The organism is Sphingobacteruim zhuxiongii (assembly GCF_009557615.1).
GTDB lineage: Bacteria > Bacteroidota > Bacteroidia > Sphingobacteriales > Sphingobacteriaceae > Sphingobacterium > Sphingobacterium zhuxiongii.
On the sequence record NZ_CP045652.1, the window covers coordinates 4,177,733 to 4,203,382 of the forward strand.

Genomic DNA, 25,650 nt, shown 5'->3' on the forward strand with positions numbered 1-25,650 from the left:
TAAATATTGCAAAGTATCGTAGCTTTGTGCCACACAAAATGTGGACTGATTTGCATTTTGCATTATTATAATGTAAATGGGAGATTGCAACCACAGTAAAAAAGTGCTAAAACTATCTATATCCGTGTTTTTCCACTCGCTGTAAAGTCTTTTTCCCCCAATTCGATAGAATATTTATGGCTTATTTATTTACTTCCGAATCTGTATCTGAGGGACATCCAGATAAAATCGCAGACCAAATTTCGGACGCTTTAATTGACAACTTCTTAGCATGGGACGAAGATTCTCGTGTAGCAATTGAAACCCTAGTTACTACTGGACAAGTAGTACTTGCCGGTGAGGTAAAATCAAAAATTTACTTAGATGTACAAAAGATTACCAGGCAGGTAATCGAGAAAATCGGTTATACCAAATCTGAGTATATGTTTGAGGCTAATTCCTGTGGTGTATTATCCGCGATTCATGAGCAATCAGCAGATATTAACCAAGGGGTAGACCGCATCAGCAAACAAGAGCAAGGTGCAGGTGACCAAGGGATTATGTTTGGTTATGCCAATAACGAAACGGATAACTACATGCCTTTGGCATTAGATATTTCGCATCGCCTACTGTATGAGCTTGCCGCATTACGTCGTGAAAACAAGGACATCCTTTATTTACGTCCAGATGCAAAATCGCAAGTGACATTGGAATATGATGATAATCATCAACCTGTCCGTATCGATACCATCGTTATTTCTACACAACACGACGACTTCGCCTCTGAAGCGGAAATGCAAGCGAAAATTAAATCAGATATTATTAACATCTTAATTCCACGAGTTAAAGCACAATTGAAGCCTGCTCTTCAAGCTTTATTCAACGATGAAATTAAGTATCATATTAATCCAACTGGAAAATTCGTTATCGGTGGACCACACGGAGATACAGGATTGACTGGAAGAAAGATTATTGTCGATACCTATGGCGGTAAAGGTGCCCACGGTGGTGGCGCATTCTCTGGAAAAGATCCATCAAAAGTTGACCGCTCTGCAGCTTATGCTACGCGTCATATCGCGAAGAACTTAGTTGCTGCAGGTGTTGCGGACGAGATCTTAGTACAAATTTCATATGCGATCGGTGTCAAAGACCCTATGGGGATTTATGTGAACACATACGGGACTTCTAAAGTTGGAAAAACAGATGGAGAAATCGCTGCAGTGATTGCTCAACTGTTTGATATGACTCCTTATGGCATCGAAACGAGATTAGGATTGCGAAACCCAATCTATTCGGAGACTGCAGCCTACGGTCACATGGGAAGAACTCCTAAGACGGTAAGTAAAACATTTGAAAACTCAAATGGTGATTCAAAGACTATCGAAGTCGAATTATTCACTTGGGAAAAACTAGATTACGTAGACCAAGTAAAAGCTGCTTTTGGAATCTAAGAGTTTGCTCTAGCATATAAAAAAGGGCTGCATTAGAAAATACAGCCCTTTTTTTATAGGTTAAATACGATTCATTCTGAAAAGAGCAATGTACAATTATGTGTACCTCATTTAGATTGAATACCGAAACTATTCGCCAATCTTTGCCGAAGCAGTAGGGATTTGACGATCTACCTTTTTCACTAGACCTTGAAGAACGGCACCTGGACCAACCTCGATAAAGCTCTCTGCACCATCCGCCAACATCGTTTGAACGGTTTGTGTCCATCTTACTGCACCAGTCAATTGTGATATTAAGTTTTCTTTGATAGCTACTGGATCTTGATAAGGTCGTGCATCGACGTTCTGATAAATTGGACAAACAGGTACTTGAATCTCAACATCAAGAATTGCCTCTTGTAATTCTTTCTTTGCAAGTTCCATTAATGGAGAGTGGAATGCGCCACCTACATTTAACTTAAGTGCGCGTTTAGCACCTGCTTCTAACAATTTTTCACAAGCCTTATCAACTCCTGAAACCGAACCAGAAATAACCAACTGACCTGGGCAATTGTAGTTTGCCGGTACAACAATGTCATCAACCTCCGCACATTTCTCTTCAACAATAATATCTTCTAAACCCAAAATTGCAGCCATCGTACCAGGCTCTGCTTCCGTTGCTTTTTGCATCGCATTTGCCCGTTTTGCTACTAAGCGCAATCCATCTTCAAACGTCAATGCACCAGCAGCTACTAAGGCCGAAAACTCGCCTAATGAATGTCCTGCAACCATTGCTGGTTGAAACTCCGCTCCTAATGCTTTCGCAAGGATAACAGAATGCAAGAAAATAGCAGGTTGAGTAACTTTTGTCTCCTTAAGGTCCTCTTCCGTTCCATTGAACATAATATCCGTAATACGGAAACCTAAAATATCATTAGCTCTTTCGAACAAGGCTTTCGTTTCTTCATTTAAGTTATACAAGTCTTGGCCCATGCCAACAAACTGAGCTCCCTGTCCTGGGAAAATATAAGCTGTCTTCATTTGGATTTCTTTATTTAGCAAATATAAAAATATAGTTAATCTTCCGGGAGAAAAGTCAGGGACGATAATTTGTCGTCAGCGAAGAGATCGTTAGAAATACCATGGATATCCGCAACAGTAACCGCATCAATCTTATCGAAGACCTCTTGTAGCGAAATCACACGATCATAATCTAACAAGTTTTTAGCTTCAGCAATGATCATACTCATCCTATTCTCTTCCGCTAAAGCAATCTGTCCCTTGAATTTAGTTTTTGCACGCAACAAAAAACTCTCACTTAAAGGCTGATCTTTCAGCTTGTTTAGCTCCTTATGAACAAGTTTCAGGGCCTTTTCTGCCTTCTCTTCATCTGTTCCGAAATAAATACTAAAGAGTCCTGTATCGCTATACAAACTATAATTTGATTCAATGGTATACGCTATTCCATATTTCTCTCGGATATTTAGATTCAAAATAGAAGCCATCCCAAAGCCTCCTAAAAGACTATTGAGCAATAGTAAGCCTGTCTTCCGATCATCATATATGCTGTAAGCTGTGCTCCCTAAAACACAATGAACTTGATTAATTGGGCGTTGTAGTTCGACCTGCGTTCCACCAACAAAAGATACGTCCTCGCGAACATGATCCCATTCATGGACTTTAACCTGACCAAACAACTTATTAGCCAACTTCAAAAGCTTTTTTTCATCATAATCACCAGCGATAGCAATCACCATCTTTGAAGTAGCATAATGCTGACTGATAAAAGTCTTGATGTCGTCTTGAACGATCCCCTTCAAATCATCTTCTAAACCCAAGATATTATGCCCCAGACCAGAGCCCTTAAATATCTGATCCTCAAAATCATCCATGATAGACTCTTCCGGACTATCTAAATAAGATGCCATCTCGTCTAGAATAACTCCTTTCTCTTTCTCCATTTCATCTTCCGGAAAAAGCGAATGAAAAATAATGTCTTCGAATAAATCGAGTGCCCTGTCTAAATAAGGGTTTAAAAAAGAGGCTTGTATGCAGGTATATTCTTTTGTCGTATACGCATTTAAATCTCCTCCAACCGATTCCAGTCGATTTAGAATCTGATTCGTTGAACGACGTTCAGTCTTTTTAAATAAAAGATGCTCTATAAAGTGCGCGGTCCCAAATTTCCCAAATTGCTCATGTCGTGATCCCACATCAACGATCAAACAAGCATGCGTAATTGACGAAACTTGAGGATGTAACAATATCCGCAATCCATTTTCAAGCTGGAAAATTTTATGATCCATAGTTATTGCAAAGGTAGGGAAATAAGTAGAGAGTATTTAGTAGTTAGTATATAGTAGTTAGTTGATGGTATAGACGAAATGAGTAAGGTTCCTATCTTGATATCACAGCAGTATTCATTCCCCGTGGAACATTACTGCAATTTCTAACATAGTGTCCGATTTATACAATTTTCTTTTCGCTCTTCGCTATAATTTTGCTCCGTATTATTTTAAAATATGATATCGATGAATACAAAGGACTATAAATACCCAAAAGAGCAAATAATCATTGTCGGTGCCGGGATCGCTGGTTTAAGTTTAGCAATACAGCTCACCGAAAACAACATCCCCTGTCTTGTACTCGAAGCTAGAGATCATTTTTCTGGAGCTACAAGTGGGGTAAGAATATCCGCAAATGGTGTAAAGGTGCTAGAAAAAATGGGAATCCATCATATTGGAGAACCTACTGAAAAACTAATCATGTATTTCGGAAACAATAAAATTTCATTCAACGTAAATAAGAAACCGAACGAAAGTGCTGCAATTATCGTCACTCGACTGGCCATTTTCGAAAAACTTCGACAAAGGGTTGAGGAAATGGATATACAAATCCTGTATGACTTTACACTAGATCATGTTATAGAACATGAAACCGGCGTAATAGCGATATCCAGCAACGGAAAACATATTGAAGGAAAATACCTTGTGGGTGCTGACGGAGTCGGTTCGAAGGTCAGAAGCCTGTTAAACCCCGATAGTAAATCAAATAAGCGATACGCTGGATATTTAGGTATTGGACTTATTTATCCAAGCGATCAGAAAATAGAGATGTCGCTATTTAATAATGTAAATGGGAATATTGGCTTGGGTTCCATCGGCAGAATACACCCGAACGATAACTATACAAACAACTTTCTTTGAACCCACATCCATATGGATGAAAAGACAGCGAAAAACATGAAAGACCAAGACGTGTACAAGCTCTTGCTAGCAAAATCAAAACATTGGCCTGCTGCTTTACAACAAATCCTTAAAACCTGTCAAACCACGAAGAACACGGTAATGTACCATCAACCGGTCTACAATGGCAACATACCAGAGAATTGGTATAATGATCGATTGTTTCTAATTGGAGACGCCGCTCACCCCTATGGACCCGGCGGACAGGGCATGAGCTTAGCCATGCTAGATGCGGAAGCCTTGTGTGGTCTACTTACCCAGGAACTAACCGCCGAAGGAAAGGAAAACTTCCAAAAGACACGGATGGCTATTGCAAAATCTAAGGGGGAAAGTTCGGAAGAACGAAATAAACCCGAAAACCAAATATCGAGCAAATGGAAACTCACGTTGAAGGGTGTGTTAATGCGAATATATCAACTAATCAATGCTGGAAAAATCGAATTATAATGCAAAAATTGAGTCTAGAAGAACGTATCCAAAAACTTGAAGACAGAGAGGCCATCTTGAATTTAACCTTTCAATATGCGTTAAACATTAATTTGGGAGCAGATCGTAGCCATATAAACACGAAAACTTTAAGGAATATCTTCACCAAAAATGCAATTTGGGAATGTCAAGCGATGAATATCCGTGAAGAGGGAATCGACAATATCATCAGTAGTATTATTTCAGAAACAAAATCTGTTTTATTTTCGATGCATAGCTACTCCAATCCAGTTATAACGATCAGCCGAGTAAACGCACATGCCCATTTCTTGTTTTGGGTGACAAGCAAGATAAAAACAAACAGTATCAATCAAGTTTTCATGAGCCAGGATCTTCAGTACGTAAAAACCAAAAATGGGTGGAGAATTTGCAATGTGCAACTATACTATGGAGACCATATAAAAAGTGTGTCTGAACAATAGGAAATTGCATATAGAACTTCTACTTACTGAAGCTTAAAATTTATTAATTTTAATTTATCATGAAGATCGATTATCGTTTAGTAACACCTCCAAAATTTCTTGACGATTTTGTCGAGAGCTTTTGGATGTTAAGTAATTTGACCGATGAAAAGCAAGACATCATCGTTTTACCCGATGGTCGCGTTGATCTATTTCTAACGGTAGCCGATCACGAACCCTTTAGAATTGTGCTATTGGGACTTGACACAAAGCCGATTGCAAGAGTAATATTACCCGGAAAATTAATTTACGCGATTAGTTTTAAACCGATTGCAATATCCTATCTTTTCAAACAAAAAATAGCTTCGATAAAAAACACAGCACTTGTTTTACCAAACGATTTTTGGGGATTTCAAGAAGCAGACTTAAACGACTTTGATCAATTTTGTGTTAAAGCAATCGATATGCTAGACCATCTAATGCCCAAAATATATGATGATGAAAGAATAAAGCTCTTTAACCTGATTTATGAGCAGCGTGGTGAAATCAAAGTGAAAGAAGTTGCTAGAACTCTTCAATGGAATGAGCGTAGTATGCATAGATTCTTTAACAAGAATTATGGTATATCCCTAAAGCAATATGCCACAATCGTCAGGTTCAAATCTGCATTCAAACAGTTAAAAGAAGGCTTCCTTTATCCCAAGGGAGATTTCACTGATCAGTCTCACTTTATTAAGGAAATCAAGAAGAACGCAGGTGTTACCCCCAAAGAGCTCTACGTAAATGAAGGTGATAAATTTATTCAAATTACGATTGAAAATTTTGAAGCCGCAAAGACTTTATAGGTCTCAGCAAATTAAAAAAGCGGCTTCCAATCTAAATCGGAAAGCCGCCTGCATTCATAGGTATTAAGATTCTTACATTCTCGGTCTACGCATTCCGCCAGGGAAAGGACTTTCCTCAACGGGAGCAATTCCAGAGAATTTCTGCAGTTTAAACGTAAACGTCAGCATAAAGTAGCGACCAAGACGATTTGTCTGTCTGTCAAGGATCATACTCTCTTGCGCTAATCTAGAAAGATTTGTTTGCTCATTCAACAAGTCAAAAGCTTGCAGACGGATCGTTCCGCGCTGACCTTTCAACATCTTTTGCTCAATATAAGTGTTGATAATGAATGGATTCGCACTAGTCAAAGGGCCGTAACCTGAATTGAAAGACTTGGAAACATCAGCACCGAAAATTGTTGTCGGCGTTATATTTACGGAACCAATAATTGTTGGTGTCCAGGTCGAAACATTATTATTGTTTGTCCCTATGCTATTTTTTGTATGATTGAACGAGTAACGTACTCCAGGATTAATTTCTAAATTTTCTGAAGGGTTATATCGAAACATCAAACCTTGATTGAACACCCAATTATTTGCAATATTCTTTGCTCCTTCTGTTGCATCCAAATCCTGTGAAATATAGGAGATGTTTTTATTATAGGAGATTCCCCCCATCAACATGATATTGTATGTTTTTTCCTTTAATGACTTTCCGTAATGATAAAATGAATTCAAGTTATAAACGGGATCGGACTCATTCAAATATTGAGTTTGAGATACCATACCGACATTCTCGACGCGTTCTCGCTTAACATAAGTGACGATACGGTCTGTTGTTAAATTACCATTAAACATCGCGAAAAATGTATTCCCCTTTTGGAAATCCCCAGCGCGGTATCGCATCATCACGCGATGTCTAAACTCAGGGTTTAGCGCAGGATTACCAAACGTAATATTTGTTGAGCTATTACCCACAGCAAACGGAAGCACTTGATTTAGTGACGGTTCGGTAGATTGTCCTGAATAGTTAACACTAATATTCTTTTGACGAGAGAATTTATATTCAAATCGCGCAATCGGCATCCAATTTAGATTTGTTCTGTCAATAACTGCACTTTCATCATCACTAGATGCGTCCCCGAACATTTTCGAAGGTTGTACCGCAGCTCCAACAGAATATTTTACCTTATCATTTTCGAATGCATAACTTGCGCCAAGTCGGTGAGTCGTGAAGGAATAATCCTGATCGTAATGATAATTTAACAAGCGCTCAGCAGTATTTGGCAATAGCCCCCCGTCTGCATCATATGCATCCTGATATTGCTTGTTATCATAGTTGTTTTTATTAAAATCGTAAGCAATCTCAATTTTACCGTGTTTAGACACTGGCTCTAAGTAAGAAAGACTAGCCCCCGCATTCCAACTCTTATTATTTAATTCTTGTATCGTGCGCTCGTAAATTTCACCCAAGGTTGAACCTTGTGCGTTCGGATCACTTAGCAAACGTTCTAAAATACCCTCATAATCTTTTTGAGTTGATGAGTTATCATAATTAAAGTTCATAAATAAATTACGCCCTTTATCATTCAATTTACGATTGTATAAACCGCTAATTCCAAAACGTGGAGCATCTGAATTAGAACCTTCACCTCGTGTATCAGAGTTATCTAATATATTATTTTCGTCAAAGAATTTCCCAAACGAAGACGAATTAGCCTTTGTTCCGTTAAATCCGAATTGCGGAGTTATCTTCACATAATCCTTATCGGTTATATTCCACTCTAAGTTTCCTTCGAATCGGTGGCTCGACAAAATATTGTTCGCTGTAGAGTCAGACTCTTGGCGTTGAATTCCTCCTTCGACATAGTATTGCGTTAAACTGTTCGTTAACAAATCATTGTCATCACGCCCATAGGAATAACTACCATAAACCTTTAATTTGTCCGAGAAATCATGTCGTACGTTTAAACCAATTGATCCCGCATTGGTAAGACCAGAAGATCCACCAAACATACCGCCACCACCTGGACGTCCTCCACCTCCCATACGACGACGGGCTCCTCCTCCCATCGTGTTAAAATCAAACAACGGCGCATTGATGTTATTTAAGTTCCCTAATACAGAGACTTGAGTTTTGTCGGTCATACCCATCCACATACCAGTCGCCTGATAGCGATCCTCGGTACCATAGCCACCACGTAAGGTGGTCATAAAACCTCTATTGTATTTTGGATCGATTTGAATATTAATAATCTTTTCAGAATCGCCAGACTTATTCCCCGTAACATTCGCCATATCACCGTAATCATCAACCACCTGAATTTTTTCAATGATATTAGCCGGCAGGTTTTGTGTAGCTGTTTTCACATCTCCCCCAAAGAAATCCTTCCCGTTGATACGAACCTTTGTCACCGTTTCTCCTTGTGCAGTTACGTTACCATCTTTATCAACTTCAACCCCTTGTAATTTCTTTAATGCATCCTCTGCAACCGACCCTTCACGAAGTTTCAAATCTTTCGTCGAATATTCTACCGTATCACCTTTCACTTGCACCGTTAACACACCTTTTACAACAACCTCTTCGATCATGTTCGCATTGACTTTCAACACGAAGGTAGGTACCCGAACTTCTGTTTGTCCTTCAGGAAAATCTACCTCTTTCTCAGAAGCATCAAACCCAAGGCTGCTCACACGAATCTTAAACTTTTGAGCTTTCACCTGTTCGAAAGTGAAAAAACCAGCTTGAGACGAGCTTGTTCCCATTGAATCACCATCAGCAATAAGCTTCACTGAAGCACCGGAAATTGGTCTTGACTCTGTATCAAGTAACATTCCCTGTACGACTCTTTTTGTCTGCGCCTGTGCCGTAACACCTATGACGAACAAACAAATACATAAAAGAGCCTTTACAATTTTATCCATATCTATTTTATCTAATTCTTATTTAATGGCGTAATAATCCAAATGTCGGTTTTTGCCGTATATGGGGTACGCACTGACGTCGTTGTTGGACGGCCATAAATACCTCTACTCGGTTGAACTCTACTACGCATTGCCTTCTGTAATAAGGCGTACTGATTGTTCAGTTGTACTTGAATTGCGACCGTTTGATCAAAGTTCTGAAGCCCGATGGCATCAATTGGCACTTTTGCTTCATAAATTAACACGTTAGCCTCTGTTAATTTTGCTTTAGCTAAGACGCCATAGGTGTTCTCAAAAGATAGCAGACCATCAACAATATGCTGAAATCCCCGTACGCCGTAACCACGACTTCTTTTAATTAACTCTTCACGGACATTCATGTTTTCAAAATTGTCATCTTGACTCATCGCGCGTCTCGATTCACTGTCAGGAATTGGAAAGATTAGCTGTGCGCCATCTTTTTTCTTTCCATCTTTATTAATATTGAGGATAACCCCATTACGAACGGCCTCATATTGAAGCATTTCATTTTTCACCAAAACCGCGAGGTAAATAAATTCGCTATCGTTTGTAACCGCGAAACTCCAGCTTGAATCCTGATCTATCGGCGTTAATTTTCCATCCCACTCAATCAAATCAGCATCTACTGTAACCGGAAATGGAGAAACTAGGTGGTATTCTTCTTTTTTCTTCTTTTGAGCAAATACATTTACACATACCAAAACCATTAGGATAACGATAATCGTCTTTCTCATAAGTCTATATTGTAGTTTACGTTTTGACATAAGAATACGCTAAATAGTTTACTCTCCCAAGATTCCAATGCAAAGAAAATTATAAGAAGTGTAAATAAATGTAAATGGTTTAGAATAACAGAGAAGTTACATTGAGTTATCGCGCAAATGCTATTATTTGATTCAATCACCTTGATTGATTTTATTGCATTTTACCAAAACAAAAACAGATTAACTCGATCTCGGGAGCTAGAATCTAATTTCTACGGTCGATTTTCTATCTTTACAAACATGAAGAATCAAGCCGTTTTATTATCAAGTTTCCAACAGGAATTCATTGAGGCTGGTTGCGATGAAGCTGGACGCGGTTGTCTTGCCGGGCCAGTGTTCGCGGCCGCAGTTATTTTCCCCGCAGATTACCATAATGCAATATTAAATGACTCAAAGAAGCTCTCCGAGAAGAAAAGGATGGCATTACGCCCGATAATTGAACAAGAAGCACTTGCGTATGCGGTTGCTACTGTCTCGGCAGCAGAAATTGACAAAATCAATATACATAAAGCATCTTACCTAGCGATGCATAAAGCGATCGATATGCTGAAGATGAAGCCAGAATATTTAATAATTGATGGGAATAAATTTATTCCATATCCAGATCTACCCCACACTTGTATCGTGAAAGGCGATGGAAAATACCTATCTATCGCTGCAGCGTCAATATTAGCGAAAACCTACCGTGATCAGTATATGGAAGACTTATCAATCGAATTCCCGGAGTATGATTGGTTACAAAATAAAGGCTATCCGACGGTCAAACACCGAGAAGCGGTTATTCGATTAGGTCTCACTCCACACCATAGAAAAACCTTCAGAGTTTCGGATCCACAACTGGCCTTATTCTGAAGGTTTAAATAGAACAAAAATATCTTATATCGCTAGCTTGCTTTTACAGCAGGCTTATTTTTATTATTGTGCTTATATCCCATCCATGCAGCAAATCCCAATCCGATAACCAAGACAATTGATGCTATTAGCGAGATGATATTGGAAATACGCATAGACTCTGGAGCGAATACAAACTCCACTTTATGATTTCCTCCAGGGAGTTTTAAACCACGTAACAAATAATCTGCGCGAATAATTGGCGCTTCTTCGCCATCCACGTAAGCTTTCCAGCCCTTATCGTAAAATATTTCTGAGAATACGGCAAAGCCTTCTGCAGGTGTACTGTATTCGTATTTTAGCGTATCCGGATGATAAGAAATCAACTTAATTTCCGCATTTGGAGAGTTGGCGATTCCTTTATCATTGAACTGGTTTTTGAATCCCTCATTGATTACCGCTTCTTTGCGCGGATCAATTGTCCCTAAGGCGCTCATTTCTTCATTATTACTCTTTACGAAACTCACTTTGTCAACAAACCAAGCATTTCCTAAAGCCGAACTACGGCGTTGAATACGATCTGAGTTGTTCGACGGATCTTTCGTAATCACGTAGCGAACATTAAGCATATCCAATACGTCTTCATTGATATTATTATTGAATTGATTTTCCAATACTTCTTGGAAGCGCATCAATTTAGCGGCATGATAACCACCTATGCTTTTATGGAAATAAGAAGCTCCCGCATCTTGAAAGGGGCTGGTTGTCAAATCGAACACTCGGTAAGAAAGATCTTTATCCATATGGATCAATTGATCAACCTCGCGTTCAGGAATTGGTTTATCGTAGATGCTTTTGTCAACAAACGCGTCGTTGTTTAGATAACGTTTATCAACTGACCATAAATCAACTAAAGTAATTAATGTGATCGCTGCTATTAGAATAGTCGCTGAAACTTTCTTTTTCACGAATGCAAAGACCAATCCCAAGGTCAAAGCAACGATAAAGAATGATCTCCACGCATCCTTCGACGCTAAGTCCGAACGATCTTTTAATAATGAATTTGCCAATTCATTGGCAAGATTCTGATCTCCCACCAATTGTTGCAATTGACCAACATATTGCTGATGTTGTGATGTTCTTAAGTCCAATACACTTGGCATCAAAGCAATCAATAGACAAAGCGCAGCAACTGCTCCGCCTGTATACAGAATTGTTTTATCTAATTTAGGAATTTCATTACCCCTTGTGATTAATTCGTTTAATGCCAGTATTGCCATAATTGGTATCAGAACCGCAGGAATCACTAAGATCGACTCAACCGCTCTAAACTTATTGTACATCGGAAAATAATCAAAAAACAAATCCGACACCAATGGGAAGTTTTTACCAAACGATAAAAGAATCGCGAGAATAGTAGCCGTCAAAATCCACCATTTTAAGCGATTTTTGACGATGAACAAACCTAAAATCGCAAGGAATATGACAGCAGCACCAAAGTACCAAGGTCCGGAAGTAAAAGATTTCTCTCCCCAATATGTTGGGAAATAGCTTTTCGCCATTTGCACCGCTTCGCCTTGAGGAGCTCCAACTTTTACCAAGGTTTTTACTACATTCGATTTCTCATCTAAGACGCCCGATGAACGTCCACCATATGCGTTTGGAATAAGGAAAGTAATATTTTCTCCTACTCCTTGGCTCCAAGCATAAGCATAATCTTTGTCTAATCCTCCTGAAGGCGCTTCTGCATCTCCAGTTTTTGTTAAGTTCGCTTTCCCACGAATAGTTTCTTTTGCATATTCATAGGTTGGAAACAATACAGAAGCATTAACTAGCACGGCTATTATGACACCTACCAGTTGCAATACCGACGCTTGCACAAAATTCTTAAGCTTCTTATCGCGGATTGCATAATATAACTCAAACCCTACTAATACCAAGATACTTAAGAACAAATAATAAGTAATTTGGACGTGGTTGGCCCGTAACTCTAATGCCAGAAATAAGGCTAATAATGATGGCCCCCAATAACGACTCCCTCTGTAACAAAGAATAACCGAAGCAATTATAGGCGCCATATAAGCGATCGCGTAGGCCCTACTTAGGTGTCCCGCTTCAACATATATGATGTTATAAGATGAAAAGGCCAAGGCAATGGCACCTAATGCCGCCAGCCAAGGACGTATTTTTAATACAGAAAATAAAAAATACCCTCCCAGTAAGAACAGTAATAACACATCTGATGGAGGTGGAAAAACAGCACGAATTGCTGGTCCTATATGTGTTGTCAAGTTGTTTGCGTGGTCATACCAAATTTGGTAGGTAGGCATTCCGCCGAACATTGAGTTTGTCCACAAAGGAGTCTTTCCATCCTTTTCTTTGTAGTCGAAAATTTCCTTCTGGCTGCCTCTCGCCTGCATCACATCATGCTGCAATAACGTTTTCCCTTGCCATACCGGTGTAAAGTAGAATACAACCAACAGCAGGAAGATCCCTATAACAGATAGGTGATTCGCATTTTCCTTAAACCAATTTTTCATTTATTATATAGGATTATTGATATAGCCCCAAAAATATAGAATTGATTTCAATTATCCGTATCGTCGCGTAGATTTTAATAAAAGCCTTTGCAGAGTCGTTTCAAACTACTACTTGAAGGGTTAAGGTCCGAAGGAGTCTTGTAGGAACCCTATTCTTTAATTAGATTTTTTGTGTAATTTTTTTCGAACAGATTTTATAAATAATTGGATATATCTAAAGGTTCGGCAGGTTATTCCACACGGTATTTATTCAAAGCGAATATTCGTTGATATAACTCCTCAAGCGTGTTTTCAAAGGAGTCTACAGTAAATAGGTAGATCCCAAATGGGCATAAAGATCGCTAACAATAGGATGTTTTAGTGAAACGCAGATTTCACTAACCTTTCTGAATTAGGTTCTTAATATTAGCCAGCTCACCAAACAAAACTAACAAATCATTTTCACGCAACACTGTATCTGATTTTGCAATTCCAGAAGCTTCCTTCAATAATTTCGTTGCCCCTTCTGCCGTTGTTTCAGTTTCAACTTGCAACGTGGTTAATACAATTACCTTGTACTTATTGGTTAAATCAGCGTCTTTTAAAGTCATTCCGACATACTTTGCTGGCACACGTGTTTCCACAATACTATATTTATCAGACACTTTAAAAGAGTCAACGATATCAATATTATCCAGTCGCATCGCTAATCGCTCGGCGGCCTCTTCTTCCGGCATAATGTATTCATCGATATTCATCGCCTCAAGAACTGTTTTTTGCAAATCCGATACAACGCGTCCAATAATTCGTTTGACTTTCAATTGCTTTAAAAGCGCAACAGTCAATAAACTTGCGCCTTCTTCTTCCCCAATAGCAACGATAACAGCATTGCTATCACGTAAAGGCAAGGAGCTTACTGCCTCCTTGTCGGTCGAATCTAAACACACGGTATGCGTTATTTTATCCTTCGTTTGTTCAACGATACTTAAATTTTTATCAGCAGCAATTACTTCATGTCCTAATTCTGTTAAATGAATAGCCAATGATCTTCCAAAATGTCCGAGTCCCAGTACGATGTATTTCATAATTAAAACAGAATTTTTTCAGTTGGATAAATATAGCTTTTGTTCTTCGTATTCTTAATAAACGCGACAAGCAAAGTCAGCATCCCCACACGTCCCACAAACATGGTCAACATTAAAATAATCTTACTCGTCGCGGACAACGAGGCGGTAATACCCAAAGACAAGCCACAGGTGGTATACGCGGACACCGTTTCAAAAAGCAAGGGCACCATCTGTTGGTTGGGATCTGAAAAATTAAGTAGAATAAAGCTGAATAAGATTGTTAATATGGATAAGAGTATAATCGCGAATGATTTATTGACCGATTCGGCTGCAATCTTGCGTTTAAATACTTCGATAGATTCTTTTCCTCTCGCTAAAGCAACAATATTCATGAGCGCAATAGCTACCGTTGTCACTTTCACTCCCCCACCAGTTGACCCTGGAGATACGCCAACCCACATTAAGGTGACAACCATGATTAACGTTGGAATATTAATAAAATTAAGGTTCACACTGTTGAATCCTGCTGATCTGGCAGAATTGGCCATGAATAATGAGGTTACCCAATCACCATAAACCGTCTTGTCATCAATTAAGCTATGGTTTTTCTCGAGCAAAAAATAAGAGATTGTCGCTACGATAATTACGAAAAGATTACAGATCACAATAAAACGCGAATTGAATGAAAACACCTGCGGTCTATGGATATAATTGCGTTGGAAAATATACTTACAGATGAAGGCATCGATTCTAGCTTTTATTAAAGTATAGAAGTTAAAAATAGTTCCAAACCCTAAACTACCAATAATAAACATGGACGAAACTGCCAATTGAAAATTATAATTAAACCGATAGTTTTCGTTGTTTATGCCTTCTTTGATAATCGTAAACCCAGAGTTACAGAACCCGGATATGGCATGAAAAGCTGCAAAAAAAACTCGCTCTCCGAAGCTGTCGAACAATTTAGGGTCTAAAGAGAAAAAGATTAACAATCCACCAATAAATTCAAACAAGAAGGTGATTAAGATAATGGTGATTAAGGTCGATATGACCGAGTTCAGTTTATTCTCTCCCAATATTTCTCCAAACATCAATTGATTTTTAAAGGAGAAACCTCCGGAGAAAAAATATCCAAAAAACCCTGTAAAGGTCATGATTCCCAATCCGCCTATCTGAATTAGCGCCATGATAACCGCTTGTCCGAAGAAGGAGAAATTCGTCGAAATATCTGTCACAGTAAGCCCTGTAATACACACGGCGCTTGTTGCCATAAAAAAGGCATCAATAAAGCTTAATGGAGCTTCCAACGTTGTTCTAGGCAACATCAACAGTACCGCCCCGAGAATAATTAATCCAAGAAAGCTGACAACGAAAAGTATAGTTGGATTAAAATAAAAGTTATCGAAAAACAGGCTACTCCGAGAAAGTTCAGACAGAAACATAATTGCAATCCCCATATACAGCCATTCGTCTTTTTCAAAGGTGGATATAAGACCTCCCGAATGCCTTGCAATGGTAACCAGTAAAAAATATGCCGTGATTACAACGCCAGAATAATGCGAAACATCGATCCGCCTTGCTACCAAAATCGAGGATACTGTTCGAATCGTCTCGAATAGAAACAATCCGTAATACATCGAAATGACTATTTTCTGGGTGATATCCGCTAATTCTGGATCGGTAATATAGCCGACGTGAAGCACCATTGTAACTGCGCAGATCAGGCTTAAATAAAAAAGTACTTGATCGACAGCTTTATTATGATATCTAAATATGAATTTGAGAAAACTAAAAATAGAGTCCATGTGCTACAAACTTAGGAATATCCACCGAGATACACGCAGCCCTTTTCACGTGAAACTAGTTCTCCTTTTCTTCATTTTTGTTTTTCTTCTTGAAGATACCTTTAATGAAATTACCCGTCTTGTTAATCACTTTCTTCGATTCATCCACTATGGTTTTCGCCTCTTCAGCTGTTCCCATCAGTTTCGCTTCTCTTTCTTTGCTAATGCCAGCACATTGTTTTATACCATCAAGAAGGCTCTGCCACATCGTTTTAAAGAAAGAATGTTCGGGAACACGGCGGTAGTTGATTTTGGCGACGTGATACTTCTCATTGGCGTCGGGATTACTATCATTTATTAGAATCTGATTGACAATAAAAGAAGCAATACCTTTCTTCTCTATATCCGAACCCGGTGCATTTAGCAGACTAATTTTCAAATGGTCGTAATCAAAACGAAAATCTCCCCAGTTCCGATGATCATTTGCAGACATATTGAAATTGATTTTTCGGATATTCCCCGAAGCAATTTCCACGTTCAATAGTGGCTTCAATATTTTATTGAATGATGTCGCTTGCATACTTCCCAAGGTTCCGCTGTAGGTATGCGAACCATCCTTGCTCAGCATATCAAATCCAAAATGAATATTTAGATTTCCCGCATTCATTATTTTCGCAGATAGATTGGCTTTCATCATTCTATCCTTTTGTAACGATAAGCTATCGTTCGTTAAATTCGTGATTGTCCCTTTCGCATTATTAAATGTTAGCGTTCCTTCTCGATTAAATTTCGCGCTGTGTTCTCCATAGAGAATGTCAATATTATCTACAAAAACCGTATCTATTCGAATCAACTTCTGGACTTTCATCAATTGTTGATGCGGGGAATTTCCGATCTTTGAAGTCGCCTTTTTCGGATATCTTTTATCGTTGTAGAGAGATACCGAGCCGTTTTTTATCTGTATGCGTTCAGCAATTGTTTGTTGATCATCGATTAATTGTTTGAAATTCAACTTCTCCAAACGCAATGTATCAAACTTCATGACCGCCATAGTCACATTCTGCCCTTTTGTTTTAAAGTATGCAGATTTGCTCATCTTTGGAGCATATTCCACCTTCGTTAAAAGGACGTTTTCATCTCTAGTATTGATTTTTAATCGGTCAAACTTTGCCTTATAAATTCCATTTGAAAGGTCATAAGTAAACCCCGGCACATCGATGTCAACCATCTTCGTATAGAACAAGCGTGTAGAATCATTAATCGAAGTCTCATCCAACAATACGTCATGTACATTAATCCCTATACTATCTAAAACTATATCACTGGATTTCCCATTTTCAATCTTAGAGAATTTAAATTTGACGTTATCAATTTTTATATCTCTAACATTTACCGCGTTAAAAACATCTTTTATATTATCATATAATGTTTTGGTTTTTCTATCTACAATAGTATCATTATAAGCATGATACTCCTGTACCATATGGATATCTGGCGATTCGAAATTAATAGATTTAATGAAGAGTGTTTTATTTTTCAATACGTCCCAAAGATTGAAACTTCGGACTTTTAGTGCCGCTAACTTGATATGATATCGACTATTTGGCGCCAATTTCTGTGCTACCATCTTTCTATAGACATTGGTATCAGGCACCAATTCTGCATTTTTGAGCGTCACATTCCCTAACGCAACATTCAAATCTAAGTCGTCATACTTTATACTGTACAAGCCATTTGTTGCATTCGTAACAGTTTCCTTAAGTTTCGTTTCGACAAGCGGTTTCCAGTTTCTACTGAAATACCATGCAACACCCAATACTATAAGTACGAGCATTAAAAGAATGCCAATAATCCATTTCCAAATTGGTTTCATAAATCTATAATGGGTTTTGCCTATTATCCCTAAGCAGAAACAATGATATAGACAATATGTTTAGCTAATTTCGATTATTTTCGTTGTTGTATATACTAATGTAGCTATCGTAACGTGAGGGTTCGATCTCTCCAGCCTCTACCGCCTGCAATACAGCGCAGCCTGGCTCATTAATATGTCGACAGTTGTGGAACTTACATTCATTCAATAAAGCGCGCATTTCCGGAAAGAAATGAGATAATTCCTGCGGTTCGATATCAACGATACCAAGTTCACGAATTCCAGGGGTATCAATAAGCTTTCCGCCGAAAGGCAATTCAATCATTTCAGCGAAAGTAGTCGTGTGCTTGCCTTTATCTGACCATTCTGATATTTCACCTGTTTTCATAGCGGCTTCGGGAACAACAGCATTTACCAATGTCGACTTACCCACGCCTGAATGCCCAGATACGACTGTCGTCTTGTCTTTCAATAATGTGCGTACCTCTTCAATATGTTCTCCTTCTAGCGCCGATACCGCATAGCAAGGATAGCCTAGGTGCTCGTAAAGCCCCATAAATTCATCAAGCAGTTCCAATCCCTCCTCGCTGAATAAATCGAGCTTGTTAAAAATTAAAATAGCGGGGATACTGTAAGCTTCTGCCGTTACCAAAAAACGATCTATGAAGCCCGTAGAGGTCGCTGGAGAAGCGAGTGTAACAACAAGAATCGCCTGATCCAAGTTTGCACCAATAATTTGCGTTTGCTTGGATAGGTTAACTGATTTCCGAATAATATAGTTTTTGCGGGGCTCCAGTTCCGTTATAATTCCTTTCTGCTGTCCGGGTTCCAATTCAAATTTTACCCAGTCGCCGACAGCAACAGGATTGGTACTCTTAATCCCATGGGTTCTAAATTTCCCTTTTATCCTGCACTCATAGCGAACGTCATCAGGTCCTAAAACCAAATACCAACTACCTGTAGATTTCGTTACTAAACCGCGCATATAAAATCCCTCATACCTGTTAAATCTGTCATTATTCTACGCAAAAATGGAAAAAATTTATTAATCTTTACGTCTATTTGAATTTGTTAACTTTGTTGTTAGCGCATTAATAAAAAACGATTTTGAAGAAATTATTCCTTTTAGATGGGATGGCCTTAATCTATAGAGCGTATTTTGCCTTAAGCAAAACGCCTCGATTGACGTCCTATGGCTTGAATACAGGTGCAATTCTTGGATTTACTAACACCTTGTTAGACGTACTGAAGAATCAACAACCAACACATATTGCTGTGGTTTTTGACACCGCCGCTCCCACCAATAGACAAATAGAATTTGAAAGCTATAAAGCTCATCGGGAAAAAATGCCAGAGGATTTAGCGGCATCAATTCCTTATATCAATCGATTAATTGAAGGTTTTAATATACCAATATTAACGATGGACGGTTTTGAAGCCGACGACATCATCGGAACTTTAGCAAAAAAAGGAGAACAATTAGGTTTTACTGTTTATTGCATGACTCCTGACAAGGATTTCGGTCAATTAGTTTCCGAGAACATTTTTATCTATAAGCCAGCAAGGATGGGAAATGGTGCTGAAGTCCTTGGGGTTCCAGAAATCCTTGAGAAATGGGAGATAAACAATGTTCATGAGGTTATTGATATTTTGGGTCTTTGGGGAGACGCTGTCGATAATATCCCTGGAATACCCGGAGTTGGAGAAAAGACAGCAAAAAAACTGGTTCAAGAATTTGGTTCGGTTGAAAACTTAATCCAGAATACAGATAAGCTAAAAGGAAAACTGAAGGAAAACGTAGAAAACTTTTCTGAACAGGGATTGATTTCCAAAAAGCTAGCGACCATTTTATTAGACGTACCTGTAGAACTAGATGAAAAAGCGTTCGAACTGGAAGAACCCAATCGTGAGCTACTAGAGTCTTTATTCTCTGAACTGGAATTTAGAACCTTGGGCAAGCGCGTTTTCGGTGATGAATTCTCTGTTGCCGATTCGCCAGTTGCAAAGTCTGCTCAAATGGACTTATTTGCTCCGATTTCAGATATAGATGCTGCCCCTAGTCTTCAGGCAAGTCCAGAAGAAGTTCCGGCTAGTTTAAATAATATCTCCACGACAACACATAACTACGTATTAGTTGATACTTTAGAAAAGCAACAAGAACTTGTATCTACATTAAATAGTGTAAAATCATTTTGTTTTGACACAGAATCGACAGGATTGGATGCCATGACTGCAGAACTGGTAGGTATGTCATTTTCTATTACAAGTTCAGAGGCGTACTATGTTCCAGTTTCTTCAAATAAAGTAGAAGCCCATACTTTAGTCGACCTATTTAAGCCTGTTCTACAAAACGACTCCATTCAAAAAGTTGGACAGAATTTAAAATATGACCTATTGATTTTGGCTCGTTATGGTGTTCGTGTTGCGGGACCCTTGTTTGATACAATGCTCGCCCATTACCTAATCGATCCGGATACTCGTCATAATATGGATATCCTTGCAGAAACTTACTTACGATATACACCAGTCTCTATCACCGAACTGATCGGTCCTAAAGGAAAAAATCAGGGCAATATGCGTGACGTTGAGTTAGAGAAGATAAAAGAGTATGCTGCTGAAGATGCAGATATCACCCTTCAATTAAAGGAGTTATTTGAACCTTTATTGAAGGAGACCTCAACATTAAAGCTTGCCGAGGATGTTGAATTCCCGCTTGTTTATGTTTTAGCGGAGATTGAAAAGAACGGAGTAAAGATTGATGAACAAACGTTAAAACAGTTTTCTGTTGAAATCGAATCCGAAGTATCGAAGCTAGAATCGACTATATACGAAAAAGCGGGTGTTGTCTTTAATATTGCATCTCCGAAACAACTCGGTGAAGTGCTTTTTGATAAGTTACAATTAGATCCTAAAGCAAAGAAAACCAAAACTGGACAGTACAAAACGGGCGAAGATGTTTTACTGACACTTGCAAATAAATCCGATATCGTTAAAGACATCCTGGATTTTAGACAGTTACAAAAATTAAAATCGACCTATGTTGATGCTCTTCCAAGTTTAGTTAATCCGAATAGTGGCTTAATCCATACCTCATACAATCAAGCTGTTGCAGCAACGGGACGTCTAAGTTCGACAAATCCAAACTTGCAAAACATTCCGATTCGTACAGAACGTGGGCGTGAAGTTCGTAAAGCCTTTATCTCTCGACAAAGTGGATGGACCATATTATCTGCCGATTACTCCCAAATTGAATTACGTTTAATTGCAGAATTGAGCCAAGATGCAAATATGTTGGAGGCATTTCAACAGGGCTTAGATATCCACCGAGCAACAGCGGCTAAAGTTTACGGCATCGACTTGGAAGAAGTGACGTCTGATATGCGTAGAAATGCAAAAGCTGTAAATTTTGGTATAATTTACGGTCAGTCAGCGTTCGGATTATCTCAAAGTTTGGGAATCCCTAGAAAAGAGGCTGCAGCGATAATCGATCAATATTTTACGCAATACACTGGTATTCGTAAGTACATGGGAGATATCATTGAGTTTGCGAAAGAACATGGTTATGTTGAAACGCTATTGAAACGTAGAAGATATCTGCGCGACATCAATTCTGCGAACATGACTATTCGTGGATTCGCTGAGCGAAACGCCATTAATGCGCCTATTCAGGGCTCCGCGGCTGACTTGATAAAAATAGCAATGATCAACATTCAAAATGATATTGAGCAACAAGGCTTGGCGGGAAAAATGATAATGCAAGTTCATGATGAACTTGTTTTTGATGTTCCGGAATCGGAAGTTGAAGCTTTCAAAACGATCATTACAGATCGTATGAAAAATGCGATGAAACTACAAGTCCCTATTGAAATTGAAATTGGTCAAGGTAACAACTGGTTAGAAGCACATTAAATTTTAAGCATGAGGTATTTGCTTATTTTCATTCTATTTATCACATCGGGATGGTCTTTTGCACAAGAGTCCAAACCAGTTTACTTTGAACGGACCGCAGATAGCCTGCTACGTTTTTATTACGATGCGAATTATTATCTAGTTGATAAGAACTGTGAATTTAAAAGTATAGAACGCGTTGCAGAATTTGATACTCGTCAGAGTAAGTTTGTCGGAAAATTTGTGGACTATTATCCGAATGGCCATCGTATGTTGGAAGGAAGCTACCAAGACGGTATGAAGGAGGGCGTATTCACTGCCTACCATCCAAACATGCAAATAAAATGGCAGGTTACTTACGCGAACAACACGCCTCAAGGTGATTGGAATTACTTCTATCCTGACGGCAAGCCCTTGATGACAGTGAATTACAGTGCATCGGGATCGAAATTTGTCAGTTTCTTCGATCAAAAAGGAGTTCAACGCGTTAAAGAAGGTAATGGAAATTATCAATTTAAAGTTCCTTTTCCTGGCTATAACCCTTATGGCTATCCTTTTCTACGACTAAAAGGTAAGCTCGTTAATGGTATTCCGAATGGCCTCTGGAGTATCTTCTATGAAAGCGAAAAAAATAGTGAACTCGCCGCAACGGAAGAGTATTTCGATAATCGATTAATTATTGGTGAGGACTACTTTACAGGGGAACGCTACAAGAAGCAACGTTTTCCAATTATTCCAATTGAGAGCTTTGTTAGAGCTGAAGGCATTATTTCTAAGAACTGCTCCTTCGATGATTTTTCTGGATTCATTATTTACCTAATTGATTACTTTAATAATTCATTTGCGAGTATTCAGATTCCAGAGCGAGGAGAATTGCCTTTTAGTTACGAGGTGATGCTTGATCGCGAAGGCGTGAGTAAAGGCGTGACAGTGACCAATAATCCCTTTGCTGAGCATAAGGAACTAGGCAAGGCATTTGAACAAGTTGTTAAATCGTTGGAATACTATCCACCGTCTTTTAAAGATGGTGAATATATAGCGGACCAACTGGAGGTTAAAGGAAAAGTCATTGTTACGGAAGACAATACATTACAATTCCATTCCTTTGAGATCTTTCGTGAGAACGAGTTAAAAAAGTGAAAATAGTCAATTGACTTTAGGAGAGTTGAAATGCAGATTTTATATTTGCGTAAATAGATTTATATGAGATTTCACAAGGAGGGATATACCAGTTTAGCATTAGTCCTATTGTTCTTTTTTATTGTCAGTGCATTTGCGCATTATTATGAGGCCGGATCTTTATTCAAGGGACTAATATACATTCTATTTGGAATGCTTTTTTTAGTCGTATTGTATTTCTTCCGAAGTCCTACGCGTATCATTAAACAAGACCCTTCTCAAATATATGCTCCATCAGACGGAACAATCGCTAGTATCGACGAGATTGTAGATGAAAATAATCTAGAACATTCTCTGTTTAAGATTTCAATTACCATCTCCGCCCTCAATGTTCGATTAACAAGAGCCCCAATTTCAGGAACCGCATTCACGAATAGTCTTGAATTCCATGGAAAATTTCGCCAATCTATAAAAAGCAACAACGAAATTGATGTTGTTGTCGAACACGATGGAAACTTTTGGAAAGGTCCGGTGTTTTATAACCAGAAAATGGTAAATCAAGGCGATGTAATAGGCTCAATAAAATTCGGATCTAGCGTTGACCTATATTTTCCAGCGACTGCAGTTCTAGTCGCAAAAAAAGGAGATACGATTCGAGCCGGCGAGACTATGCTCGCAAAAATCTAGCATTAGTATTCCATATTATTTGATCGTTGAATATGAATTTCCGCAGCTTAATTTTAATTATCAGCTTGATTTTCTCCCTTTTGCTAGCTGGAATGAATTATTATCATGAACAGCATCTTCCAACCCTCGCGTTTATCGCTATTATCAGCTTTATACTAATATTCTCGCTTTTAAACTACGTTTTTCAGAAATTCGTATACGAACGCATCAAGGCTGTATACAAATTAATTCACAATTTAAAGCTTGGCAAAGAACTTAAAGACGCCTTGGGTGATCATAAGTCAGATGATCCTATTGGCGACGCAGAAAAGGAAGTTCGCGATTGGGCAAAACAAAAAACATCTGAAATTAATCAGTTAAAGGCACAAGAGAAATTTCGAAAGGAATTCTTATCCAATATTTCACATGAATTTAAAACTCCCCTATTTGCGATTCAGGGGTATATAGAGACTTTACAAGACGGAATGATTGAAGACAATCCAGATATGGCTGTATCCTTTCTAAAGAAGGCGTCAAAAAACTTAGACCGTTTGAGCTATTTGATTCACGACCTGGATGAAATTGCAAAATTAGAATCGGGGCAAGTGCTAATTAGTAAGGAAAAGTTTGATATTCAAATTCTAATTCGTGAGACGATCGACTATCTAGAAGATAAAGCAAGCGACAGTGAAATTCAATTAAAATTCAATCCGAAGAGTCATAACCCGATACTTGTTAAGGCAGATCGAAAAAAAATTCAACAAGTTTTAGTAAATTTAATCGATAACTCGATTAAGTACGGAAGCCGCGGTGGAAAAACACAAATAAAAGCAATACCACTAATCGATCAAATTCTAATAGAGATTACAGATAATGGACAAGGTATTGAAGAAAAGAACCTTCCTCGTGTTTTTGAGCGGTTTTTTCGAACCGATAAAAGCAGATCACGCGACATCGGCGGGTCTGGTTTAGGTCTCGCAATTGTTAAACATATTATTGAAGCACATCAACAAAACGTGCATGTTCGGAGCACCGAAGGCATCGGTACAACATTTTCGTTTACCTTAGAAAAAGCCTAACAAAGTGTTGTTACAGAAAACTTAACATTAACTTAACATTAAGTCCATATTTTTGCGCTACTAAAATAACAAGTATATGTCTTTGAACAGCATTTTTCAGTATTTTGTCCCTAAGGACAAAAAATTCTTTCCTTTATTTGAGCAAGCTGGCTCAAATTTAATTGATATGGCTAAGCTATTGAAGGAAAGTGTTCATACATCTGATTTACAATTAAGAACAAACAATTCGAAATTGTTGGAAGATTTGGAACATAAAGGTGACAACCTAACCCACCAAATCCATTTAGAACTAGGAAAAAACTTCATCACACCATTTGATAGAGAAGATATCCATGCATTAGCAAGCTCATTGGACGACGTTGCCGACTTTATTCATGGCGCATCCAACCGTATGGAACTTTATAAGGTTATCAACACGAGTGAGCCGATGAAAGAAATTTCTAGTTTAATCTTGGAGGCTACAGAACACGTTGCAAAAGCGCTATTCGAACTTAAAGATTTAAAGAACATTCGTAATATCACCGATTCTTGTGTTAGAATCAATAGCGTTGAAAATAAAGCTGATTATATTTTTGATAAAGCAGTTGCAGAATTATTCGAATTCGAGAAAGATGCAATCAACCTTATTAAGTACAAAGAGGTTTTATCTGCCATGGAAGATGCAACAGACAAGTGTGAAGATGTTGCCAACGTATTGGAAAGTATATTAGTTAAGAACGCATAATTGCGATTCTTCCTCAACATATTAT

Annotated in this window: 20 protein-coding genes; 11 read left to right on the plus strand and 9 right to left on the minus strand. The window is 38.4% G+C overall.

Annotated elements, in window-relative coordinates:
* Positions 1-176 precede the first annotated feature (176 nt).
* Positions 177-1,430, plus strand: coding sequence for a methionine adenosyltransferase (gene metK / locus GFH32_RS17585; RefSeq protein WP_153512847.1), 1,254 nt, complete (start codon positions 177-179; stop codon positions 1,428-1,430).
* Positions 1,431-1,559: 129 nt separating this feature from the next.
* On the opposite strand, the gene fabD is transcribed toward metK, so the two are convergent.
* Together fabD and GFH32_RS17595 are read right to left on the minus strand one after the other, a co-directional pair.
* A complete protein-coding gene (gene fabD, locus GFH32_RS17590; RefSeq protein ID WP_153512848.1) occupies positions 1,560-2,450 on the minus strand; it encodes an ACP S-malonyltransferase in 891 nt (296 codons plus the stop codon).
* A gap of 35 nt (positions 2,451-2,485) precedes the next feature.
* Complete coding sequence (locus GFH32_RS17595) at positions 2,486-3,715, minus strand: M16 family metallopeptidase (RefSeq protein WP_153512849.1); 1,230 nt, start codon at positions 3,713-3,715, stop codon at positions 2,486-2,488.
* 225 nt (positions 3,716-3,940) lie between these two features.
* Here GFH32_RS17595 and GFH32_RS17600 point away from each other — a divergent pair, with 225 nt between their 5' ends.
* From GFH32_RS17600 to GFH32_RS17615, 4 genes are read left to right on the plus strand one after another with little or no spacing between them, the layout of a single operon-like run.
* Positions 3,941-4,615, plus strand: coding sequence for an FAD-dependent oxidoreductase (locus tag GFH32_RS17600; protein WP_160366886.1), 675 nt, complete (start codon positions 3,941-3,943; stop codon positions 4,613-4,615).
* 12 nt (positions 4,616-4,627) lie between these two features.
* Positions 4,628-5,101: an FAD-dependent oxidoreductase gene (locus GFH32_RS17605; RefSeq protein ID WP_153512851.1), complete on the plus strand. Its 474-nt coding sequence runs from the start codon at positions 4,628-4,630 to the stop codon at positions 5,099-5,101.
* On the plus strand, positions 5,101-5,562 hold the full coding sequence (locus GFH32_RS17610; protein WP_160366887.1) for a nuclear transport factor 2 family protein: 462 nt from the start codon (positions 5,101-5,103) through the stop codon (positions 5,560-5,562). Before GFH32_RS17605 ends, GFH32_RS17610 begins: the two co-directional genes overlap by 1 nt.
* Before the next feature lie 59 nt (positions 5,563-5,621).
* Positions 5,622-6,386 (plus strand): helix-turn-helix transcriptional regulator, encoded by a 765-nt coding sequence (locus GFH32_RS17615; RefSeq protein ID WP_153512853.1) that lies wholly within the window; start codon positions 5,622-5,624, stop codon positions 6,384-6,386.
* Positions 6,387-6,458: 72 nt separating this feature from the next.
* On the opposite strand, the gene GFH32_RS17620 is transcribed toward GFH32_RS17615, so the two are convergent.
* Positions 6,459-9,290 carry an outer membrane beta-barrel protein gene (locus GFH32_RS17620; RefSeq protein ID WP_153512854.1) on the minus strand — a complete coding sequence of 944 codons (2,832 nt, stop codon included), beginning with the start codon at positions 9,288-9,290 and terminating at the stop codon, positions 6,459-6,461.
* Between the two features lie 11 nt (positions 9,291-9,301).
* A complete protein-coding gene (locus GFH32_RS17625; protein ID WP_153512855.1) occupies positions 9,302-10,045 on the minus strand; it encodes a hypothetical protein in 744 nt (247 codons plus the stop codon).
* Positions 10,046-10,315: 270 nt separating this feature from the next.
* Here GFH32_RS17625 and GFH32_RS17630 point away from each other — a divergent pair, with 270 nt between their 5' ends.
* Positions 10,316-10,927, plus strand: a complete 612-nt coding sequence (locus tag GFH32_RS17630) for a ribonuclease HII (RefSeq protein WP_153512856.1) — start codon at positions 10,316-10,318, stop codon at positions 10,925-10,927.
* A 32-nt stretch (positions 10,928-10,959) separates the two neighbouring features.
* Here GFH32_RS17630 and GFH32_RS17635 read toward each other — a convergent pair whose 3' ends face one another.
* The 5 genes from GFH32_RS17635 to rsgA form a co-directional block, all read right to left on the minus strand.
* Complete coding sequence (locus GFH32_RS17635; protein WP_153512857.1) at positions 10,960-13,446, minus strand: YfhO family protein; 2,487 nt, start codon at positions 13,444-13,446, stop codon at positions 10,960-10,962.
* A gap of 377 nt (positions 13,447-13,823) precedes the next feature.
* Positions 13,824-14,510 carry a potassium channel family protein gene (locus GFH32_RS17640; protein ID WP_153512858.1) on the minus strand — a complete coding sequence of 229 codons (687 nt, stop codon included), beginning with the start codon at positions 14,508-14,510 and terminating at the stop codon, positions 13,824-13,826.
* Between the two features lie 2 nt (positions 14,511-14,512).
* Entirely contained in the window at positions 14,513-16,198 is a 1,686-nt protein-coding gene (locus GFH32_RS17645) for a TrkH family potassium uptake protein (protein WP_228384166.1), read from the minus strand.
* 154 nt (positions 16,199-16,352) lie between these two features.
* On the minus strand, positions 16,353-18,149 hold the full coding sequence (locus tag GFH32_RS17650) for a hypothetical protein (protein WP_153512859.1): 1,797 nt from the start codon (positions 18,147-18,149) through the stop codon (positions 16,353-16,355).
* 64 nt (positions 18,150-18,213) lie between these two features.
* Positions 18,214-19,134: a ribosome small subunit-dependent GTPase A gene (gene rsgA / locus GFH32_RS17655; protein ID WP_153512860.1), complete on the minus strand. Its 921-nt coding sequence runs from the start codon at positions 19,132-19,134 to the stop codon at positions 18,214-18,216.
* A 122-nt stretch (positions 19,135-19,256) separates the two neighbouring features.
* On the opposite strand from rsgA, the gene polA reads away from it, so the two are divergent.
* From polA to GFH32_RS17680, 5 genes are all read left to right on the plus strand, one after another.
* Positions 19,257-22,058, plus strand: a complete 2,802-nt coding sequence (gene polA / locus GFH32_RS17660) for a DNA polymerase I (protein ID WP_153512861.1) — start codon at positions 19,257-19,259, stop codon at positions 22,056-22,058.
* Positions 22,059-22,067: 9 nt separating this feature from the next.
* On the plus strand, positions 22,068-23,177 hold the full coding sequence (locus tag GFH32_RS17665) for a toxin-antitoxin system YwqK family antitoxin (RefSeq protein WP_153512862.1): 1,110 nt from the start codon (positions 22,068-22,070) through the stop codon (positions 23,175-23,177).
* A 63-nt stretch (positions 23,178-23,240) separates the two neighbouring features.
* Positions 23,241-23,843 (plus strand): phosphatidylserine decarboxylase, encoded by a 603-nt coding sequence (locus tag GFH32_RS17670; protein WP_153512863.1) that lies wholly within the window; start codon positions 23,241-23,243, stop codon positions 23,841-23,843.
* Positions 23,844-23,875: 32 nt separating this feature from the next.
* Entirely contained in the window at positions 23,876-24,901 is a 1,026-nt protein-coding gene (locus tag GFH32_RS17675) for a sensor histidine kinase (protein ID WP_153512864.1), read from the plus strand.
* Between the two features lie 76 nt (positions 24,902-24,977).
* Positions 24,978-25,625, plus strand: a complete 648-nt coding sequence (locus tag GFH32_RS17680) for a DUF47 domain-containing protein (protein ID WP_153512865.1) — start codon at positions 24,978-24,980, stop codon at positions 25,623-25,625.
* The last annotated feature ends 25 nt before the right edge of the window (positions 25,626-25,650 follow it).

Excerpts from the sequence above, each read along its gene's own strand:
- metK (WP_153512847.1), top strand. The coding sequence starts at position 177 with ATGGCTTATTTATTTACTTCCGAATCTGTATCTGAGGGACATCCAGAT.
- fabD (WP_153512848.1), bottom strand. The coding sequence starts at position 2,450 with ATGAAGACAGCTTATATTTTCCCAGGACAGGGAGCTCAGTTTGTTGGC.
- GFH32_RS17595 (WP_153512849.1), bottom strand. The coding sequence starts at position 3,715 with ATGGATCATAAAATTTTCCAGCTTGAAAATGGATTGCGGATATTGTTA.
- GFH32_RS17600 (WP_160366886.1), top strand. The coding sequence starts at position 3,941 with ATGAATACAAAGGACTATAAATACCCAAAAGAGCAAATAATCATTGTC.
- GFH32_RS17605 (WP_153512851.1), top strand. The coding sequence starts at position 4,628 with ATGGATGAAAAGACAGCGAAAAACATGAAAGACCAAGACGTGTACAAG.
- GFH32_RS17610 (WP_160366887.1), top strand. The coding sequence starts at position 5,101 with ATGCAAAAATTGAGTCTAGAAGAACGTATCCAAAAACTTGAAGACAGA.
- GFH32_RS17615 (WP_153512853.1), top strand. The coding sequence starts at position 5,622 with ATGAAGATCGATTATCGTTTAGTAACACCTCCAAAATTTCTTGACGAT.
- GFH32_RS17620 (WP_153512854.1), bottom strand. The coding sequence starts at position 9,290 with ATGGATAAAATTGTAAAGGCTCTTTTATGTATTTGTTTGTTCGTCATA.
- GFH32_RS17625 (WP_153512855.1), bottom strand. The coding sequence starts at position 10,045 with ATGAGAAAGACGATTATCGTTATCCTAATGGTTTTGGTATGTGTAAAT.
- GFH32_RS17630 (WP_153512856.1), top strand. The coding sequence starts at position 10,316 with ATGAAGAATCAAGCCGTTTTATTATCAAGTTTCCAACAGGAATTCATT.
- GFH32_RS17635 (WP_153512857.1), bottom strand. The coding sequence starts at position 13,446 with ATGAAAAATTGGTTTAAGGAAAATGCGAATCACCTATCTGTTATAGGG.
- GFH32_RS17640 (WP_153512858.1), bottom strand. The coding sequence starts at position 14,510 with ATGAAATACATCGTACTGGGACTCGGACATTTTGGAAGATCATTGGCT.
- GFH32_RS17645 (WP_228384166.1), bottom strand. The coding sequence starts at position 16,198 with ATGGTGCTTCACGTCGGCTATATTACCGATCCAGAATTAGCGGATATC.
- GFH32_RS17650 (WP_153512859.1), bottom strand. The coding sequence starts at position 18,149 with ATGAAACCAATTTGGAAATGGATTATTGGCATTCTTTTAATGCTCGTA.
- rsgA (WP_153512860.1), bottom strand. The coding sequence starts at position 19,134 with ATGCGCGGTTTAGTAACGAAATCTACAGGTAGTTGGTATTTGGTTTTA.
- GFH32_RS17665 (WP_153512862.1), top strand. The coding sequence starts at position 22,068 with ATGAGGTATTTGCTTATTTTCATTCTATTTATCACATCGGGATGGTCT.
- GFH32_RS17670 (WP_153512863.1), top strand. The coding sequence starts at position 23,241 with ATGAGATTTCACAAGGAGGGATATACCAGTTTAGCATTAGTCCTATTG.
- GFH32_RS17675 (WP_153512864.1), top strand. The coding sequence starts at position 23,876 with ATGAATTTCCGCAGCTTAATTTTAATTATCAGCTTGATTTTCTCCCTT.
- GFH32_RS17680 (WP_153512865.1), top strand. The coding sequence starts at position 24,978 with ATGTCTTTGAACAGCATTTTTCAGTATTTTGTCCCTAAGGACAAAAAA.